The sequence below is a fragment of the Hymenobacter tibetensis genome (genome assembly GCF_022827545.1).
GTDB lineage: Bacteria > Bacteroidota > Bacteroidia > Cytophagales > Hymenobacteraceae > Hymenobacter > Hymenobacter tibetensis.
This window is the reverse complement of record NZ_CP094669.1, coordinates 1,965,202-1,983,450: the sequence shown is the minus strand read 5'-3', so window position 1 is coordinate 1,983,450 and position 18,249 is coordinate 1,965,202. Positions and strand designations below refer to the sequence as shown.

Genomic DNA, 18,249 nt, shown 5'->3' with positions numbered 1-18,249 from the left:
GGAGCTGAGGGCGTGTGCGGATTGGTCAAGAAATGCAAGAAACGGATTCCGGCCTGACCGTCGTTGCTGTTCCTTGCACCTAGCTGCTCCTGAACCCTCCGCGCCGGTCCTCTTTGGACCGGCGCTTTTTGTTTGTTGTCACGCCTCTGCTTTTTCTTTTCACCTATATGAAAATCCTCAAGTTTGGCGGCACGTCCGTCGGGTCGGCGCAACGGATGCGCGAAGTGGCCAAGTTGATTGACCTCCCGGAACAGCCACGCATTGTGGTGCTGTCGGCCATGAGCGGCACCACCAACACCCTGGTTGGTATCGCGCGCCTCCTCTACGACGGCGACCAGACGGCCGCCACGTCGCGCATTGAAATCATGCGCCAAGACTACCACATGATAGCCCGCGAGTTATTTGCTGACGAGGCCTTGGCAACAGTGGCTATCAAAAAGCTGGACGGTATCTTTCGTGCCATCTTCGACCTCATGCGGCAGCCGCTGTCGGCTTCTGGTGAGCGGGTGATTCTGGCCCAGGGCGAGCTACTGAGCACCTACCTGTTTCATCAGTATCTGACCAGCGTTTTGCAGTACGATGCCGTGCTGCTGCCTGCCTTAGACTTCATGCGCATCGACCAGGACGATGAGCCCGACACTGCCTATATCCAGGAGCATTTGACCGCCCAGTTGACGCAGCATGAAAGCAAAAAGCTGTTTGTCACGCAGGGCTACATCTGCCGCAATGCGCAGGGCTTCATCGACAACCTCAAGCGTGGGGGCTCCGATTACTCGGCCTCGCTTATCGGGGCGGCCGTGGATGCCACGGAAATTCAAATCTGGACCGACATTGACGGCTTGCACAACAACGACCCGCGCATCGTTCAAGACACATATCCGTTGCGCGAATTGTCGTTTGACGAGGCCGCGGAACTGGCATATTTTGGAGCTAAGATTCTGCACCCAAGCTCGGTACTTCCGGCCCGGTTGCACGGCATCCCAGTGCGGCTGCTGAACACCATGCAGCCGGAGGCCCCCGGTACGCTCATTTCCAGCAAAACCGGCAACGAAGCCATCAAGGCGGTAGCAGCCAAAGACGGTATTACGGCTATCAATGTGAAGTCGAGCAGGATGCTGCTGGCGCATGGTTTCCTGCGCAACTTGTTCGAGATATTCGAGCGGTACCGCACTTCCATTGACATGATTACCACGTCGGAAGTAGCCGTATCCCTTACCATCGACGACACCACCCGCCTGCCCCAAATCCTGGACGAGCTGCGCCGCTTTGGCACCGTGGAAGTAGACGAGCAGCAAACCATCATTTGTCTGGTAGGCAATTTGGTGCAGGCCCACCACGGGGCGGCACAACGAGCGTTTGAGGCACTGAAAGATATTCCGCTGCGCATGATTTCCTACGGCGGCTCCCCCAACAACATCAGCATCCTGGTGCATACCTCCGACAAAGTGCAGACCTTGCAAGCGCTGAACAGGGGTCTGTTTCGGCCGCACGCCTTCACCTCCTCTCCCAAGGGAGAATCTGAATTGGTAGGCTAAGCCCAGCTAGCTGCTTTCTGTAGTTTCTTTTCCAGAACCCATACACATACCCTAGTCAACCACCTCTAGTTCTTACTCGGTTGCACACCCTTAACAGGCAGCAAAAGTAAGTGCATCAACCAGTGCTTAGCTTTAACACTAGCACTGGTCTTCTTAACGTGGTCAGGCCCTTACGCCCTATGTCTTTTCAACTTTCTTCCGCGCTGCTGTCGCAGCCCACCCCCTTCTACCACTACAACCTTGGCCTGCTCGACGAGACCCTGACAGCGTTGCAGCAAGCAGCACAACCCCGCAACTTCCAAGTGCACTACGCGCTGAAGGCCAACGCCAACCTACCCGTGCTGGAACGCATCAAAAACCGGGGCTTGGGTGCCGACTGCGTGAGCGGTGGCGAGGTGCAGCGGGCCCTAGATGCGGGCTTCGCCCCCGACCACATCGTGTTTGCGGGCGTGGGCAAGTCGGACGCGGAAATCAACCTGGCCCTGGCCGCCGACATCTGGTGCTTCAATGCCGAATCGGCGGAGGAACTGGCGGTGCTGGATGCGCTGGCTGGCGCCCAAAACCGCAAGGCACGGGTGGCGCTGCGGGTGAATCCTAACGTGGACGCTTATACGCACCCCCATATCACGACTGGCTTGGCGGCCAACAAATTTGGTATCAGCCTCACTGATCTGCCGGCGGTGGTAGCTCACCTGGGTTCCTTGCCGAATTTGGAGCTGGTTGGGCTGCATGCCCACATTGGTTCCCAAATTACTAACCTTCAGGTGTTTGCCAAACTCAGCGAGCGGCTCAACGACCTGCAAACCGCCCTCACCGACCAGGGCCACCACTTGCCTCACCTCAACGTGGGTGGCGGCCTCGGCATCAGCTACGAGCAGCCTGATACGCACTCGATTCCGGATTTTGAAGGGTACTTCTCGATGTTCGAGCGGCACCTTATCCGGCGGCCGGGCCAGCAGGTGCACGTAGAGTTGGGCCGGGCCTTGGTAGCGCAGTGCGGCACGTTGGTGAGCAAGGTGCTATACGTGAAGCAGAGCCAGCAAACCAATTTTGCCATCCTCGATGCTGGCATGACGGAACTGATGCGCCCAGCCCTGTATGGCAGCTACCACCACATTCAGAACCTCAGCAGCCAGGCCCCAGAACAGCTCTACGATGTGGTAGGTCCCATTTGCGAGTCGTCGGACACGTTTCGTAAAGCCGTGCTTCTACCCGAAACGCAGCGCGGCGACTTGGTCGCTATCCGCTCGGCGGGAGCGTATGGAGAAGTGATGTCGTCGGGGTACAACTTGCGCGAGAAAGCACCCGCCGTGTACGTAGGCGAATAACCGCCGACAACTTGCTGAAGCTTTGCGCTGGGTGTTCACCCGGCGTACGTTGCACATAGTAACTGGCTCTTGCCGCTCCCGCGTGGAGATGGTAGGAGCCAGTTTAAGTGAAGCAGCAAGCGTGTATATTGTTGCCGTTGGCTAGTTCTATCATCTACTTACCGCATGTACTTATGGGCTTGTTTGATACTTTATCGCACCTCTCTTCCGGCAGCCACTTGCAGCTTGCAGGAAGCACAAAGCTTAGTTGAGCAGCTTGCTAACTCCGAATTGACCGATGAACAGCGGGCCTGGGTGCAACGCTTACACGAACTGCTTGACAGCCTGGAAAGCAACAACTCGCTGGGCTTGTTTCTGTAGAATTACACCGGCTCCATTCCAGTGCGGCTACAGGCGATGCTAACCGTGTACAGGCTGTAGCGGGGGTGCCGTTATGCTTCGTCAACCAGCAGATGACTGCGCCTGCCCTGCTCGTATCAGCCCTGCCTTTCAGAGCTGTTTGTCAGGTTGGGGGGCAGACTGGCGAACGGGCGCAGGCCGAATCAGCAAAACAAAAAGCAACCAGAAAAACAGAGGCATCACCACCTGAGAGAGGCGCGGGGGGTAGTCGACAGCAATAAAGTCGTCCAAGGCCGCTTCGTAGCGTACGGCAAGGCGTGAGCCCCTGGTGTTCAAACGATTATAGTCGGCTTCATCAATAGCTACTACCCGGTCCTGGTTGTTGAACCGAAAAGTGGCGTCGTAGGTGTGCCAACTGGTTTTGCGACCATGTGTATGCCGGTCGGTATCGTGCACGACCACCTCCATACGCTGCCCGTTGCGCTTCAGCTGGACTGCGTACCGATAATACGCGATGGTATCGTACGTGAAAAATACGCCCCCCGCTCCCAACCCCACAAGCAACACACTTCGCGCAATAACTCGGATAAACGTTAGGCCCGTGAGGTACACGAGCACGCCACTTCCAACGAAAAACAACGTGCTTGCAATCAACAGGAAGAGCCCCAGTGCCTTGGTTTCCTGATCGAATTTGGTGGCAACCGTCCATTTAATCAGCCTCGACGCGACCCGTGTCTGCGCGGGAGCTTGCACCTGTTGCAGTTGGCCAAACTGGTCCAGTTGCGGGTGGTAGAGCAAGGTAATGGGCTCCCCCTCCGATAGCCACACGGTGTCGCTGATGCAGCGAGCTTCGTAGGGGCGCTGCTGGTACGTGAAGTCGATATACACTGCGTTGCCTAGCGCATCCCAGATGGCCCGCGGCTTTCGGTCGGTGTGCTCGATTCGTACTGTTACGGGTCGGCCCTGGCGCTTCAGTTGGTTTTGAAACTGCTCCTGCTGGTAGAAATGCCAAGTTACTACCGCCGCCACGCTTAGCAGAGCAGTCAGGAGCAGCATCCAGAAAACTTCATACAAGCGCCCGAGAAAGCGAAAGAAGTGGCGGAACATCGGGGAATGGCGGGTTAGTTTTCGAACCTAGCGGGTGCTAGCTGCTTGCCACCGCTGGCCCTGTACTGCTGCGGCCAGCTTGGAAACTAGTTAAATATATATTTTTTACTATAAATAAACAGGTTGTGCTAGGTGGCACGTGCGAAGTCTGGTGATTTCGCCAACCAGCCAGCAGTTTAGGCAACTGAATGGCCGCGCTTCGGTTAAAGAGAAACCACTCCTTGCCTGACCGTTATGAAAATCCTGCTCACTGGTGCCAACGGCTATATCGGCCAACGTCTGCTCCCCCTGCTAGTGGAAGCTGGCCACGATGTACTATGCCTCGTGCGCGACCCGCGCCGCTTCGAGCTACCCGAACGACTGCTTAGCCGCGTGCAGATAGTACAAGGCGACTTGCTGAAACCAGAGTCGCTGCAGGACTTACCCACCGACATCGACGCGGCGTATTATCTGGTACACTCCATGAGCGGCAACGACAAGAATTTTTTCCAGTCGGAGCAGCGTTCCGCCGAACACTTCGGGCAGTACCTTGACACCACCACGGCCCGCCAGGTTATCTACCTTTCCGGCATCGCCAATGACCACGACCTGAGCACGCACTTACGCTCGCGCAAAGCGGTGGAAGAGGTGCTAAGCAAATGCAAAGCGGCCCTCACCGTATTGCGGGCCAGCATTATTATTGGATCGGGGTCGGCCTCGTTCGAGATTATCCGGGATTTGGTGGAAAAGCTACCCGTGATGGTAACGCCACGGTGGCTGAACTCGCGCTGCCAGCCTATCGGCATCCGCGACGTGATGTACTACCTGACCCACGTGCTCGACAACCCGGCCTGCCTCAACCAATCCTTCGACATTGGGGGGCCCGATGTACTGACGTACCGCGAAATGCTGCTGAAACTGGCCAGTGTGCGGGGCTACCGGCGCTACATTGTGACGGTGCCCGTGCTTACGCCGCGGCTCTCGTCGTGGTGGCTGTTTCTGGTGACGCGCACCACGTTTTCACTGGCCCAGAGCTTGGTGGAAAGCCTGCGCAACGATACCGTAACCGATCCGGCGCGCAGTATAACCCGCGTGTTGCCCCACGAATGCATGAGCTACTATGCCGCCGTGGAGCTAGCGTTCCAGCGCATCGAGCAAAACGAAGTGATAAGCAGCTGGAGCGACGCACTCAGCAGCGGCGTGATGCCCCGCAACTACATGGACCACATCCAGATTCCGCAACACGGCCTGCTCACCGACCGCCAGACGCTGCGTTTCACGCGCCCACCCCAAGAGGTGCTGCAAAACGTGTGGAGCATCGGCGGAGAACGGGGCTGGTACAAAGTTGATTGGCTGTGGCGCGTACGGGGCCTCATGGATAAAGTGGCCGGTGGCGTAGGCTTGCGCCGAGGCCGCCGCTCCCCCACCAGCCTGCGCGCCGGCGACCCGCTCGACTTTTGGCGCGTGCTCGTTGCCGACCGGAAAAGCGGCCGCCTGTTGCTTTACGCCGAAATGAAACTCCCCGGCGAAGCGTGGTTGCAATTCCGCATTCTGCCCAACGCCGATGGGTCGCACACCCTGGAACAGTTGGCTTCCTTCCGCCCGCGGGGCCTGGCGGGCCGGCTCTACTGGTATTCCTTGGTGCCGTTCCACTTCATTATTTTCCGGGGCATGATCGAGAACATTGTGCAGTACGGCGAATCAACGCCGTTGCCACAATACGCCACCCCAGCCAGCGCCAACTGAATCCTGCGTAAGCCAACGAGTAGCCAGGATAGGCGATGCTAACGGGCCGTCTATTCTCTGGCTACTGGTTGGCTTTTTCTTTTCTACTAGGTGAAGGAGATACGGCGGGACAAGTGAAGCTGGAGCTGAATTCTTGTGTACCTTCTACTGTAATTTTCATGTGCTGACATGGTATATTACTGTCCTGGTTCATTTTTAGCCTCTGGTACATGAAGAAACTCCTACTCATTTCGCTGTTCTTACTTACTGCACTGCTTCCGGGCCGAGCCCAGACGTTTCAGTGGAACCAGCAAGCCGGCGGCCCCGGCGCCGATGAAGGCCGCAGCGTGGCCGTAGATGAGCAAGGCAACGCCTACGTAACCGGCGTGTTTCGGGGCACGGCCACGTTCGGTACCACGCCCAACCAAGTTAGCCTCGTCAGCACACCGCCCACCTCGGGCACGGTCGCCACGGCCGATGTATTTCTGGCGAAATACGCGCCGTCCGGAACGTTGCTGTGGGCACGGCGGGGCGGTGGTCCCGGTACCGAAGAGGCAAATAGCGTAGCCCTCGACGCGCAAGGTGGCGCCACTGTAATCGGCTCGTTTTCGGGCGCGGCTACCTTCCAAACCGGCGGCCCTAGCACTATGCCCGTGCTAACCAGTGCCGGCGCCGACGACTTGTTTCTGGTGAAATACGATGCAACTGGGGCATTGCTTTGGGCCCGCAGTATCGGTAGCGCCAGCACGTCAGCTGAAAGTGGCTATGCCGTTGCCACCGACTCCGTAGGCAATTCCTATATCACCGGCGAGTTTCGGGATACTCCTGTTTTCGGAGGCGGTACTGCCACCCTCAACAGCGCGGGCGCAACCGATGTAGTGGTAGCTAAATACAGTCCGGTGGGTACCTTGCTGTGGGCCCGGCGTGGTGGTAGCAGTGAAACTGATGCCGGCCGAGCCATTGCCGTAGACCGGACCGGCGCTTGCGTCGTGACGGGGTCGTTTAGGGGAACGGCCACGTTTGAAGGCGCGGAGGGTAGCATACCCGTTGTCATTCGAGCCCGCTCAGGGTCAGCGGCGGCGTTTGTGGTGAAGTATGATGCCAACGGCGCGCCACTTTGGGGCCGCGTAGGCTACGGCCCCGGGGTGGTTATCGGGCGCGGCATCTGCACCGACCGTCGCAAGGATATCTACCTGATGACGTACTTCAACGACGCGCTAACCCTCACCAACACGCCCACCGATTCGGTGCAACTTGCTACCACCGCCAACAACCGCGACGTGGTGGTGGTGAAATACTCGCCTCAAGGCACTGTTCTGTGGACGCGGCCCGCTGGTGGCCCAGCTCTCGACACCGGCATCAACATTGCGGCCGACGCACAAAATAATGTGTACGCGCTCAGCTACTTCCAGCAAACCATCAGCTTCCCAACCGGCACATCTGGTGGCACGCCCCTTACGGCCACGGCAGCCGGCGTTTCCGATGCCGTAGTGGCTTCCTATACGGCAGCCGGTACGTTGCGCTGGCTCCGGCGCCTGGGTGGCCCCGCCGACGACCTCGGCTATGGTGTCGCGCCCGATGCGGCTGGCAACCTCGTACTCACCGGCTACTTCACCGGCGGCCCCTTCACCGCGGATGGTAGCTTGCCGCTTACCTCGCAGCCCACCAACGTCCGCGACGTTTTTGTGGCTCGGCTTCAAAATATCTTGGCCGGCACCTCCTCTGCTTCGGCGCAGCTAGCCGCCGACCTGAGCGCCTGGCCTAACCCAGCAGCCAACCAGCTCACGGTGCAACTGAATTCGCGGCGGCCCGCTACCGCCGCTCTTTTTGATGGGTTGGGCCGCCAGGTGCAAGCCCTGCACTTCCTGCCAGAAGGCAATGGGCAGCGGGCCGTCGTATCGTTGGAGGGACTGGCAGCTGGGTTGTATGTGGTGCGCGTTAGCAGTGAAATGGCCAGTGCCAGCCTGCGCATTGTGCACTAGCTATTATCTTGAGCCGGGTTTCCTGTGCCGCCATTCTATCCGATCATTGCTGCTTGAATTTCTATGCGAAAATGCTACGCCTTCCTATTGGTTTTGCTGCTGTCTTGGGGAACAGTCCAGGCCAACAACCTTACCGTTTCCAACGTCCGGCTAACCAACAACACGGGTAGCAGAGCAGACATCCTGTTTGATATTCAATGGGACAACTCCTGGCGCGATGCTACCAATTGGGATGCAGCCTGGGTGTTTGTGAAGTACCGGGCAGTGGGTTCTACCACTGGCTGGAGCCATGCCACCCTCGGTTTCAACCAACCCCAAACGCCTGCTGGTGTGGCGTGGAGTGACACCAACGACGGTACGGGCCTGCTGCTGCACCGTGCTGGTACGGGCAGCGGCTCCTTTGCGGCGGCGGGCGTTCGGGTTACGTGGAATGCGGCGGCGCAGGGCCTGTCGCTGAACACGGGCTCTTCCTACGAAATCAAGGTTTACGCCACCGAAATGGTGTACATCCCGGAAGGGGCTTTCAACCTGAACAGCACCAAGCAAGCTGCGCTGGAAGCTGAGTTTCAGCGGGTAGCCGGCTCCCTCACGCAGCTTACCAGCGAAGCCGCACTGCCCGCCGGGGCCATCCGGTGGGCCAAAGAAGGCGGCGGCGGTGGCAGCGGCAACGAAATAACCGTAGGCGACACCATTTACGCAGGCTCGGCGGCGCTTTCTGCTGCTTACCCAAAAGGCGTTGGGGCGCAGTATTGCATGAAGTACGAGTTGAGCCAAGGCCAATACACCGATTTCCTGAATGCGCTTAGCCGCACCCAACAAATACGGCGAGTTCCGGTGAATATTGCCAACGACAGTCCGGCGGGTGGTGCCACCTACGTCATGGCCAACGCTAGTACTGCCGCAGGTGCCCAGCGCAACACCATCACTTGTCCGGCCAGTGGCATGGGCACCACCCTGCCGGTCGTGTTCAGTTGTGCTCGCCCCGACCGCGCCGCCAATTTTCTGATCTGGGCCGATGGTGCCGCCTACCTCGATTGGGCTGGCCTGGCCCCTATGACAGAACTGCAATACGAGAAAATTTGTCGGGGTCCGGAGCCAGCCGTTGCCAGTGAGTATGCCTGGGGCAACGCCAGCATCACGGCAGCGCGGACCATCAGCGGAACCGAAAACGGCACCGAAACCACCGATATTGCCGCCAATTGTGCCTACAACAATGAAACGTTTGCGGGCGGTGATGGCGGCGCAGGACCGCTGCGGTGCGGCATTTTCGCGAGGGCCGCTACCACCCGCCAGCAAAGCGGCGCTACCTATTATGGGGTGATGGAAATGACGGCTAATTGCTGGGAGCGGTGCGTAACCGTAGCGGCGCAGGATGGCGGCCGCCCCACCAACGCGGGCCTGTTTGATGGTAGCCCGGGCGACGGCGCGCTGGCCGCCACTGGTGAGCACAACCAACTCACCTGGCCTAATAGCACCGACGTACTAGGCTCTAATTTTCGCGGCGGCAACTGGAGCCGGCCGGATTCCTGGGCGGCTGTATCCGACCGGCGCTACGGGGGCAGTGCCCTTGCTGACCGCACCAGCCACCGTTCTATCCGTGGCGTACGAACCATGAGCGGTCCTGGCGCCCCTAGCGCGCCAACCGGTTCAGGCACGGGCTTCAGCAGCACAAAATTTCAGGGCGGTGCTTTCGACGGCTATGACAGTAGCGCTCCGGCACTTGTGCAAGCCGTGCGAAATGCATGCGCTACCTGTGGGCAAGTACGGGCCGTGGTGCTACCCCACCCCGTAGCCGAAACGGCGGTGCTGCGCTTGAGTGGCCGCCCGACCCTGCATGATGCCACCTTAACCTTGCGCGATGCCTTAGGCCGCACCGTACGTCAGGTTACGCACCTGAAAGGGCTGGACTTGCCTGTCAACCGCGCGGGTCTTGCACCAGGTCTGTATTTCTACGAAGTGCATCAGGATGGAGAGGTCGTCGTGAACCCAGGCCGGCTGGTAGTGGAGTAGTGTCTTTTCTCGAACATCCGGGCTCCCCGCCCGCACCTGAAGCTTCTGGGGTTGCGCGCTGCAATGTCCTTTGGTTACGCACGTACAGTATTCTATATCTGCTATTTACCGGTGAAGCAAGGACAGATTAAAGTCTGATTAGGAAGGGTTGTCGTTGGGGCGGGTGCAGAAGACCCAATAGCTTGTAAGTACTTAGCTGCCTGCTTCTTTTAGCCGTCCACAACTGGAACGTATACCGTTGCCCATCACAAGGCAAACCCGTTCGGGAAGGCACATAAACGAGTAGCTCCACCCGGAAGGATGTTGTGCGCTTTCCGCCATTCCCAATGCTGCCTTTATGTTTCTACTCTCTACTCTGTTGTTGCCTTCCGCCGAAGGGCACCAGTACTACACCGTCTGCTACGTGCTGGCTTTCGGGGTGCAGTTGGCGCTGTTGCTGCGGGCGGGCTATCAACGCGGCTATCCGCTCCAGACATGGTTGGTGTTGTTAGCAGCCAGCACGTTGGCTTTCATCGTTGGCACCAAGCTAGTTGCCATACCTGCGCATGAGTGGCCTGCCCTGCTACAGCACGGCCAATGGCCCACCACTACGGCCCGGTCGGTGCTGGGCGGCGGCGTTGGGTTTGCGGTGGCGCTGGTATTGTTGCGCCGCTGGCTGGGTTTCAGCTGGCACGTGGCCGATGTGTTTGCGGGACCGTTTTGCGCGGGCTTGGTGGTGCAGTGCGTGGGGTGCCTGCTGACGGGCTGTTGCTTCGGGGAAGTGACGGATGGTAGCTGGGGAGTCACGTATGCCGCGGGGTCTATTCCTTACCTCTTTCAGCAGCAGCAAGGCCTACTAGCCCCGGGGGCCCCTCACTCTCTCGCGCTGCACCCTACCCAACTCTACACGCTGGTGCTCTGTGCGGGGGTTGGGCTGGTGCTTTGGCTGACGCGCCACCGAGCGTGGCCGGCGGGCAGCCGGGCCCTGTTGCAAGCTGGGCTGCTGGTAGTGGGGCGGCTGCTTATCGACTTCTGGCGCGACCCAGCCAGTGAACCTGTGGGCGCGGGTATTGTCAGGTTGGGAAGCATTTCTATGCTGGAGTTGCAATGGGTGTTGCTGCCTTATGCGGCGCTATTGCTCGGGGCATGGGGCCTGTTGGTGTACCGCGCCCGCCTTATGGCACTGATACCAGACGTGCCGCCCACCAATCAGCCAGTGCGGAATCTGCTGGTTGTGGTGGCAGTGCTCGTTTGCACGTTGCTGCTACCTGTTGGCGCGCTTACATCACCTGAGGTAGTGGTGGTAAAGGCGGCACTGCTGGTTGTAGTAGTGCTGGCGACGGGCAGTGTCTTGCACGGCGCTGTAACCACGCGCCGGATTGGTTTGCCACTCACGGCAGCGTCGGTGGTCTTGCTCTTCACTAACCAAGTCCCTGCCGATTCAACTGAAACTCCTTATTTCTCTTTTACTCCCGGCTTCATCAACGGCACCTACGACCAAGATATAGATGGCGGAGGCGGTTGTTCTAGTCCGGCGTACCGAGTGGGCTACTACCATCAGTATCAGGCCGTAGGGGGCGACTTTGCGTATACTCGCCCGTCGAAGCGTAAAGCGGGCCGTGTGAGCTATGGAGTAGGTGTGTGGGGAGGCCGGGAATACGTGAATGCCCAACAGCTTACGCCGGGTAGGCCCTTCCTTACAGCCAACCCTAAAGACGGCCAACGCTTCTCCCTGTTTGATATAAATCCTCACATTCAGCGGGATAGGATACGCGCCGGCGGATTTGGCTACGGCTTTCGGGTAGGCCTTCACGTGGGCAATCTGGCACACGTTGGGAGGTATGATGTGTCAAGAGGCCTAGACAAAATAAATGTAGTGCCAGAAGGCGCGCTTTGGCTGGGTGTGCGGCGCATCCTGTTCGCTCAAGCCGATTATGGGGCCGGCCCCCTTGGGCTAGGCAATCCAACTGGCCGCATAGCGTTGGGCTCCGGCCTGGGGTCCACCTGGAGCCGGCAGGTACTGGCAGGAGTAGCGTTGTCTGAATACACACCTGACGTAAGCATGGGGTTTGTAAGTGCCAGCGTGCCGGTGGGCCATACGGGCCTGTGGGTGGAGCCATACGGTGCCACCAACTTCGGCCGCCATCATCAAGTAGCTGTACGCCTGCAGTACCGGCTGAGCAAGGAACGCTAAGCCCCTAACTCAACCGAAACGCCGCCACAGCCACAGCAGCACGCTTAGCAACACGCTCACCAGCAGCATCGAAACGATAGGCGCGTACAACCGAAAGCCGGGCCGCTCAACGCGGATGTCGCCAGGCAAGCGGCCAAACCAGCTCAGCAACGAGCCACCCCCGAGCCAGATAAAAGCGCCAAGGGCCGCCACGGTTAAACCGAGAAAAACAAGGAGTTTACCGAGTTGGGGCGTCATAGCCAACCACTGAGTTTGCTGCTATCCAAAGATGGATACGGCCCCTATTATCACCAGGACCAGAAATACTCCGAAAGCTTGCCATTCCACCCGCTGGCTGAAATCCTGGGGATAAGAGCGCCGAATACGTGCTTGTCCCCAAATGGCAACAAACAGAGCCACCGCAACAAGTGGCAACATCACTTCCCTAGATATGATGCTCTGCGAAGACAGATAGAGGATGACCACCACAGGTAAGCCTATGCAATAGGCGGCCAGGCGCGGCAAGAAAGTTGACTGATTCATATAAGTAATATACTGCTTCAGAAACTTACTTCTCTATCCCTGCCCGAATACCGGCTCAATACGACCCTCAGGGCTGATTTGTAGCACCGCCTCGTACCGCTGCCCCGACTTAGCCGATATAAAACCACGTATGACGCCGGTTTTCCCTTTGCGCAACAACTGGTTCATCTGCGTGTCGCTCAGGGTTTTGCCGCCCCACTCGAAGGGTACCCGGAACTGGCAGTCTTCGCGGAAGCGGGAGCAACCATACGCGGCTTTGCCCTTCAGCATTTGGCCAAGGCGGCACACCGGACACGGAATCTGGCCGGGGTCGGTGGCGGTAGTAGGCTTGCTTTCGGCCGCGCGCACCAGCTCCAACGTACGCTGTGGCGTAAGGCGAACAGCCGCGTCGAACTTCTGGCCAGCATCGTCCAAGAAGCTTTTGATAACCGGCGTACGGCCCTTCACTAACAGTGGCTGCATCTGCTTGTCGGTGAGCTTCTTGCCCTCGAACTCGGTAGGTAGCCGGAACTGGCAGCCTTCGCGCCAACGCGAACAGCCGAACGCCGATTTGCCGCGTAGCACGTGGCCACTGCCGCAAGCCGGGCACGGCCCAAGCGCACCGGGAACAGCTGGCGTAGCGGCGGCTTTGGGCGGAGCAGCCTTGGTGGCGGCGGCTTTCTTCTGGCCCGTGAGGTCGGCTAGCTCAGTTTTGCTGACGGTGATGCCGCGGCCCGAGCCGTCCTGCTTCACTTCCATCACCATTTCGCGCACCAGCTGCTTGAGCTCATCCAAAAACAAGCCAGCATCCAAGTTGCCAGCTTCTATCTGGCGCAGCTTCCGCTCCCACTGCCCGGTCAGCTCCGCCGACTTAAGCGTGGGGTTACGGATAAGCCCGATAAGCTCAACGCCAGTGGCAGTAGGCAGAATCTTCTTCTTGTCGCGCACGATGTAGCCGCGCTTGAACAGCGTTTCGATGATGGCGGCGCGGGTACTTGGGCGCCCAATGCCGTTTTCCTTCATGGCCAACCGCAGCTCGTCGTCGTCCACGTTGCGGCCGGCGGTTTCCATACCGCGTAGCAGCATGGCCTCGCTGTATTCGCGCGGGGGCTGCGTTACTTTCTGGTCGAGGCGGGGCTTGTGGGGGCCGGTTTCGTCTTTCACGAAGTTGGGCAGCACCGTGCTTACCACATCGTCTTCACCCTCCCCAGCCGCTTTGGGGGCGGAAGGCGCCTGTTGCTTCTCGGGGTCGCCGTACACCACGCGCCAGCCAGGATTCAAAATCTGGCGGCCGCGCACCCGAAACGGGTAGCCACCCGCTTCGGCCGTTACGGTGGTGTTCGAGACTTCGCAATCGGGGTAGAAAGCAGCCAGGAAACGGCGCACAATGATGTCGTAGACACTGCTTTCGTTACCGCCGAGGCCGCCGGCACTCGCGCCGGTCGGGATGATGGCGTGGTGGTCGGTGACTTTGTTGTTGTTGAAAACCTTGGTGCTCTTGCGAATTTTGGTGGCCAGCAGCGGCGCCGTCAGGCCCGCGTAGCCACCCAAGCCCCGCAGAATGTCGGGAATCTTCACGTACTGGTCGTCGGGCAGGAAGGTGGTGTCTACGCGCGGGTAGCTCACCACTTTTTTCTCGTAGAGGCTCTGCACTGTCTTGAGCGTGTCCTCGGCCGAAAGTCCCAGCTGGTTGTTGCACTGCACTTGCAAGGAAGTCAGGTCAAACAACGAAGGAGGCGTTTCGTAGCCCTTCTTGATTTCGACACCCGTTACCGTGAGTGGCACGTCCTTCACGGCAGCCATGGCGGCATCGGCTTCTTCCTGGCTCACGAAATAGCCGCGGGCTTTCAGGCGAGCCTTTTCGTCGGGTTCATCGTCATCGGCCTTGCCCTTTTTGGGCGGCGCGACGTGGCTGAACATGGTGCCGCGGTACTCGGTGCGCAACACCCAATACGGCTCCGGCTTGAAGTTCTGAATTTCGTGGTACCGGTCTACCAGCAGCGCCAGCGTGGGCGTTTGCACCCGGCCAAGGCTGAGCACCTGCCGCTGACCCGCCGCATACTTGAGCGTAAACAAGCGCGTGGCGTTCAGGCCAAGTAGCCAGTCACCTACGGCGCGGCTTTTGCCGGCTTGGTAGAGCTTGTCGAACTCGGCGCCGTCGCGCAGGTTGGCAAAGCCCTGGCGAATGGCTTCTTCGGTGAGCGACGAAATCCAGAGGCGCTTGAATGGCTTGCGGTACTTGGCTTCCATCAGCACCCACCGCTGAATCACCTCCCCTTCCTGCCCGGCGTCGCCGCAGTTTATCACTTCCTCGGCGTTGGCCAGCAGATTTTTGATAACCGTGAATTGCCGCACCACACCGTCGTCGCGGCGCATGAGCTTGATGCCGAAAGTTTCGGGCAGCATGGGCAGGTCGTGGATGCTCCAACGCTTCCATTCGGGGCGGTAGTCCTCGGGCTCCCGGAGCTGGCAGAAGTGGCCGAATGTCCAAGTGACCTGGTAGCCGTTGCCCTCATAGTAACCGTCCATGCGTCGGTTGGCCCCGAGTACAGTGGCTATTTCACGGGCAACGCTCGGCTTTTCGGCAATGCAGACTTTCAAATTGTTGATTCTCGCTGAGTAAGTAAACTGACTTCGCTGACGTGTCGGTCAGCAGGGAATCAACAAAGATACAGTGAGAAAAAGTCGTTTTTCAGTTGCGTAGTGAGCAGGTGTTTCGCCCGAATTTGCTTAGCTGCCTCAACCTTTGATAAGAGTCGAATCGAGTGAAATATCATTCAGGTACTTAGCTCGCCAGAAACTAAGCGCTACGGCCGTTTCCTCGGTTTCATCATCGAAGACGATCCAACTATCCGTGCGGTTTGCCAAGGACAGCAGTTCATGTATATCCTCTTGCGTAATCATGCCGTGGCCATATTTTCTAGGTCCTGTTAGCACAGCATTCCAAAGCACGTACTCCAAATTCAGCAACCAGCCGGCACAGTAACATCTCTCAGAAATGTCACTCATGAAGTCGTACAGAAACAGTTGTTCTTCGCTTAAGTCGGATAGCATAGTAGACCTTTGGCTTTCGAGTGGAATAGCTCGTGTAATTTCCGTTAGCTACGCATTGAATTGTCTTACTGCCCCGTCTTCGGTGCTATCCGGACTGTGGCTACGCACCGGAAGCCCAACCAGCTTTGCGGGCCTTGGTATAGTTGGCGCGACGCTAATTTCAGATCCTGCACGGAGGTTTTGAAAGAGCCGCCTTTGGCCATACCCTTGACGGCCGTCATTTCTGCCACGTTACCGATAATGTGCTGCATTCCAAACCCGTTGAGTGGCCCTCGTACGGTTAGCTGCAACGGAAATTCCGCTTTGGGTGGGGCGCAGGTGAATACCTGGTTGCTGCCCGCCAGGTAGTAGTTTTCCTGTAGGTTGAACGGCAGCTCATAGGCTACTTCGGTGGCAGAATGTGGCAGTTGTTGGGCGTCGAGGCAGGCTACTAGGTCTTTGACAGCGGCTAACTTTTGGCCTTTGACTTTTCCAGCGGGTTTGGTTTGGATTACCTCGAAGGGGCGCGGGCCCGCCGGCAAGCTCCCGGCTGCACCTAGCTGCCATTCGGCTTCCGTGGGCAACCCGAACTCAACCGTCACCTGGTAGTCGCGCAGTTCGGGGTGCTGCTTGCGAAATTCCACACTCTGGAAATAGCCACGGTTGACCATGATGCTACGCCAGTGGCAATATGCCAGCGCCTGCTCGTAACTAATGCCCGTGGCCGGATGATACACATACGTTGCAGCCCGGAAGTACGCTTGGGGCGCTTGCTTCTGCTCAACTGTCGGGACGGGTTGCCAGACCGTAGAATCAGGTAATTGAGAGTTGTAAAAGGCTAACGCAGAGTCGCGACGGATAAAGTGCAGGTATTCCAGCCAATGGATGTTGGCTACTTCTGCTTGGTCAATGAACAGGTTTTCAGTTACTCGCACGGTGCCGGGCGGTGCGGGTAGCGCCGGTGGGCCAGTGGTTGCGCGGCCTTTCTGCGCCCATGTAGCCATAGGAATTAGCCCTAGCACCAGGAAGAGCATTAAACGGAATGTCCAGCTATTTTTTCTACGCGGCATACGCTGCTGTTATCGTTACGCCCACACCTGATTTGGTGGGAGGAAGAGCAACAAAGCTATGCCAGGAAAAGGTCGGTGCCAGCGGGGTTGGCTTACAGCCAACAACATTTTGCTATTAGCTGCCCAACTGTCAACGTCTCCTAAAGGTCACCGTAACTCCTTAGTACTCTAGCCGCTCCGGCTGCCTGAGTTTATCGCACTCTTCCCTACCTCCAAAACCAATCTTTCTAGCTCATGGAAACCAGCACCTCCCCCACATCCAGCACTGTCGCAACTATCAAAACCCCTGCCTACGGCGCCACCAATTCGATTTTCAACGGCCTCAAGCGCATGGAAATCGAGCGGCATCCGCCCCAAGCCGACGAAGTGCACATTGACATTCTGTACTGCGGCGTGTGTCACTCCGATTTGCACCAGGCGAAAAACGACTGGAAAAACACAGTATACCCCTGTGTACCAGGCCACGAGATAGTAGGACAAGTGCTGGAAGTTGGCAGCACCGTCACCAAGTTCAAAGTAGGCGACATCGTGGGTGTGGGCTGCATGATAGACTCCTGCGGCCAGTGTAAGCCTTGCCAGCAAGGCGAGGAGAACTATTGCCAAGGCCCCGTAAGCTGGACGGCCACTTACAACGGCCCGATGAAGCCCGATGGCAACGGTGCCAATACCTTCGGCGGCTACTCCACCAATATCACCGTGAAGGAATCCTTCGTGCTCCGTATCCCCGAAGGGCTGAACCTCAGCGCCGTCGCGCCGATTCTGTGCGCAGGTGTCACCACGTACTCACCGATGAAGCACTGGAACGTGAAGGAAGGTGACCGGGTCGGTATTGTGGGCCTCGGGGGCTTGGGCCACATGGCCGTGAAGCTGGCCAAAGCTCTAGGCGCTAACGTGACGGTTATTACCACGTCCAAAGAGAAGCAGGCGGATGCCCAGGCAATGGGTGCCCACGAAGTACTGATTTCTACCGACTCCGACGCTATGAAGCAGCACGAAGCCTCGTTCGACTTCATCCTCAACACCATCCCCGACGCCTACGATATCACCGATTATGTCAGCCTGCTCGACCTCGATGGTACCGTAGTAGCTGTGGGCTTGCTAGGCGAGTACAAAAAGCCGCTCAACAACATGGATATGGCCATGTACCGCCGCACCGTAGCCGGCTCCATCATCGGCGGCATTGCCGAAACGCAAGAAGTCCTCGATTTCTGCGCCAAACACAAAATCCTGCCCGAAGTGCAGATGATTTCCATGCAGGAAATCAACAAAGCCTTCGACGACCTGATGGACAAAGAAGTGCGCTACCGCCACGTCATCGACATGCAGTCCTTGAAAGAAGAAGAGGCGTAACGTTACTTCATAAAGCTAACGAGCTAGTTCCCCTTCTCAGATGAGGAGAGGAACTAGCTCGTTAGCTTTTAGATATTTATTCTCAAGACACCGAACGGCCTTGCACTTGCTTTCATC

Annotated in this window: 13 protein-coding genes; 8 read left to right on the top strand and 5 right to left on the bottom strand. The window is 58.2% G+C overall.

Going from position 1 to position 18,249, the window contains the following annotated elements; genetic code table 11:
* The first annotated feature begins 167 nt into the window (after window positions 1–167).
* The 3 genes from MTX78_RS07855 (at window position 168) to MTX78_RS07845 (ending at window position 3,223) form a co-directional block, all read left to right on the top strand.
* The gene (locus MTX78_RS07855; RefSeq protein ID WP_243801470.1) at window positions 168–1,535 is read left to right on the top strand and encodes an aspartate kinase; all 1,368 of its coding nucleotides are present in this window, start codon (window positions 168–170) and stop codon (window positions 1,533–1,535) included.
* Window positions 1,536–1,714: 179 nt separating this feature from the next.
* Window positions 1,715–2,863 carry a diaminopimelate decarboxylase gene (lysA, locus tag MTX78_RS07850; protein WP_243801468.1) on the top strand — a complete coding sequence of 383 codons (1,149 nt, stop codon included), beginning with the start codon at window positions 1,715–1,717 and terminating at the stop codon, window positions 2,861–2,863.
* A 183-nt stretch (window positions 2,864–3,046) separates the two neighbouring features.
* Window positions 3,047–3,223, top strand: a complete 177-nt coding sequence (locus tag MTX78_RS07845; protein ID WP_243801467.1) for a hypothetical protein — start codon at window positions 3,047–3,049, stop codon at window positions 3,221–3,223.
* A gap of 129 nt (window positions 3,224–3,352) precedes the next feature.
* Here the strand turns inward: MTX78_RS07845 and MTX78_RS07840 are convergent, their stop codons facing one another.
* Window positions 3,353–4,309, bottom strand: a complete 957-nt coding sequence (locus MTX78_RS07840; RefSeq protein WP_243801466.1) for a hypothetical protein — start codon at window positions 4,307–4,309, stop codon at window positions 3,353–3,355.
* 234 nt (window positions 4,310–4,543) lie between these two features.
* Here MTX78_RS07840 and MTX78_RS07835 point away from each other — a divergent pair, with 234 nt between their 5' ends.
* The 4 genes from MTX78_RS07835 (at window position 4,544) to MTX78_RS07820 (ending at window position 12,178) form a co-directional block, all read left to right on the top strand.
* Window positions 4,544–6,034 carry an SDR family oxidoreductase gene (locus MTX78_RS07835; RefSeq protein WP_243801465.1) on the top strand — a complete coding sequence of 497 codons (1,491 nt, stop codon included), beginning with the start codon at window positions 4,544–4,546 and terminating at the stop codon, window positions 6,032–6,034.
* 209 nt (window positions 6,035–6,243) lie between these two features.
* Complete coding sequence (locus MTX78_RS07830) at window positions 6,244–7,995, top strand: SBBP repeat-containing protein (protein ID WP_243801463.1); 1,752 nt, start codon at window positions 6,244–6,246, stop codon at window positions 7,993–7,995.
* Between the two features lie 63 nt (window positions 7,996–8,058).
* A complete protein-coding gene (locus tag MTX78_RS07825; RefSeq protein ID WP_243801461.1) occupies window positions 8,059–10,005 on the top strand; it encodes a hypothetical protein in 1,947 nt (648 codons plus the stop codon).
* Between the two features lie 337 nt (window positions 10,006–10,342).
* A complete protein-coding gene (locus MTX78_RS07820) occupies window positions 10,343–12,178 on the top strand; it encodes a prolipoprotein diacylglyceryl transferase (protein WP_243801460.1) in 1,836 nt (611 codons plus the stop codon).
* Between the two features lie 9 nt (window positions 12,179–12,187).
* On the opposite strand, the gene MTX78_RS07815 is transcribed toward MTX78_RS07820, so the two are convergent.
* From MTX78_RS07815 to MTX78_RS07800, 4 genes are all read right to left on the bottom strand, one after another.
* The gene (locus MTX78_RS07815; RefSeq protein WP_243801458.1) at window positions 12,188–12,415 is read right to left on the bottom strand and encodes a DUF2905 domain-containing protein; all 228 of its coding nucleotides are present in this window, start codon (window positions 12,413–12,415) and stop codon (window positions 12,188–12,190) included.
* A 21-nt stretch (window positions 12,416–12,436) separates the two neighbouring features.
* Window positions 12,437–12,700, bottom strand: a complete 264-nt coding sequence (locus tag MTX78_RS07810; protein WP_243801456.1) for a hypothetical protein — start codon at window positions 12,698–12,700, stop codon at window positions 12,437–12,439.
* Window positions 12,701–12,733: 33 nt separating this feature from the next.
* On the bottom strand, window positions 12,734–15,280 hold the full coding sequence (locus MTX78_RS07805) for a type IA DNA topoisomerase (protein WP_243801455.1): 2,547 nt from the start codon (window positions 15,278–15,280) through the stop codon (window positions 12,734–12,736).
* Between the two features lie 518 nt (window positions 15,281–15,798).
* Window positions 15,799–16,782, bottom strand: a complete 984-nt coding sequence (locus MTX78_RS07800) for a formylglycine-generating enzyme family protein (protein ID WP_243801453.1) — start codon at window positions 16,780–16,782, stop codon at window positions 15,799–15,801.
* Window positions 16,783–17,016: 234 nt separating this feature from the next.
* On the opposite strand from MTX78_RS07800, the gene MTX78_RS07795 reads away from it, so the two are divergent.
* Window positions 17,017–18,132: an NAD(P)-dependent alcohol dehydrogenase gene (locus MTX78_RS07795; protein ID WP_243801451.1), complete on the top strand. Its 1,116-nt coding sequence runs from the start codon at window positions 17,017–17,019 to the stop codon at window positions 18,130–18,132.
* Window positions 18,133–18,249 lie beyond the last annotated feature (117 nt).

Excerpts from the sequence above, each read along its gene's own strand:
- MTX78_RS07800 (WP_243801453.1), bottom strand. The coding sequence starts at position 16,782 with ATGCCGCGTAGAAAAAATAGCTGGACATTCCGTTTAATGCTCTTCCTG.
- MTX78_RS07815 (WP_243801458.1), bottom strand. The coding sequence starts at position 12,415 with ATGACGCCCCAACTCGGTAAACTCCTTGTTTTTCTCGGTTTAACCGTG.
- MTX78_RS07855 (WP_243801470.1), top strand. The coding sequence starts at position 168 with ATGAAAATCCTCAAGTTTGGCGGCACGTCCGTCGGGTCGGCGCAACGG.
- MTX78_RS07840 (WP_243801466.1), bottom strand. The coding sequence starts at position 4,309 with ATGTTCCGCCACTTCTTTCGCTTTCTCGGGCGCTTGTATGAAGTTTTC.
- lysA (WP_243801468.1), top strand. The coding sequence starts at position 1,715 with ATGTCTTTTCAACTTTCTTCCGCGCTGCTGTCGCAGCCCACCCCCTTC.
- MTX78_RS07795 (WP_243801451.1), top strand. The coding sequence starts at position 17,017 with ATGGAAACCAGCACCTCCCCCACATCCAGCACTGTCGCAACTATCAAA.
- MTX78_RS07820 (WP_243801460.1), top strand. The coding sequence starts at position 10,343 with ATGTTTCTACTCTCTACTCTGTTGTTGCCTTCCGCCGAAGGGCACCAG.
- MTX78_RS07810 (WP_243801456.1), bottom strand. The coding sequence starts at position 12,700 with ATGAATCAGTCAACTTTCTTGCCGCGCCTGGCCGCCTATTGCATAGGC.
- MTX78_RS07830 (WP_243801463.1), top strand. The coding sequence starts at position 6,244 with ATGAAGAAACTCCTACTCATTTCGCTGTTCTTACTTACTGCACTGCTT.
- MTX78_RS07825 (WP_243801461.1), top strand. The coding sequence starts at position 8,059 with ATGCGAAAATGCTACGCCTTCCTATTGGTTTTGCTGCTGTCTTGGGGA.
- MTX78_RS07835 (WP_243801465.1), top strand. The coding sequence starts at position 4,544 with ATGAAAATCCTGCTCACTGGTGCCAACGGCTATATCGGCCAACGTCTG.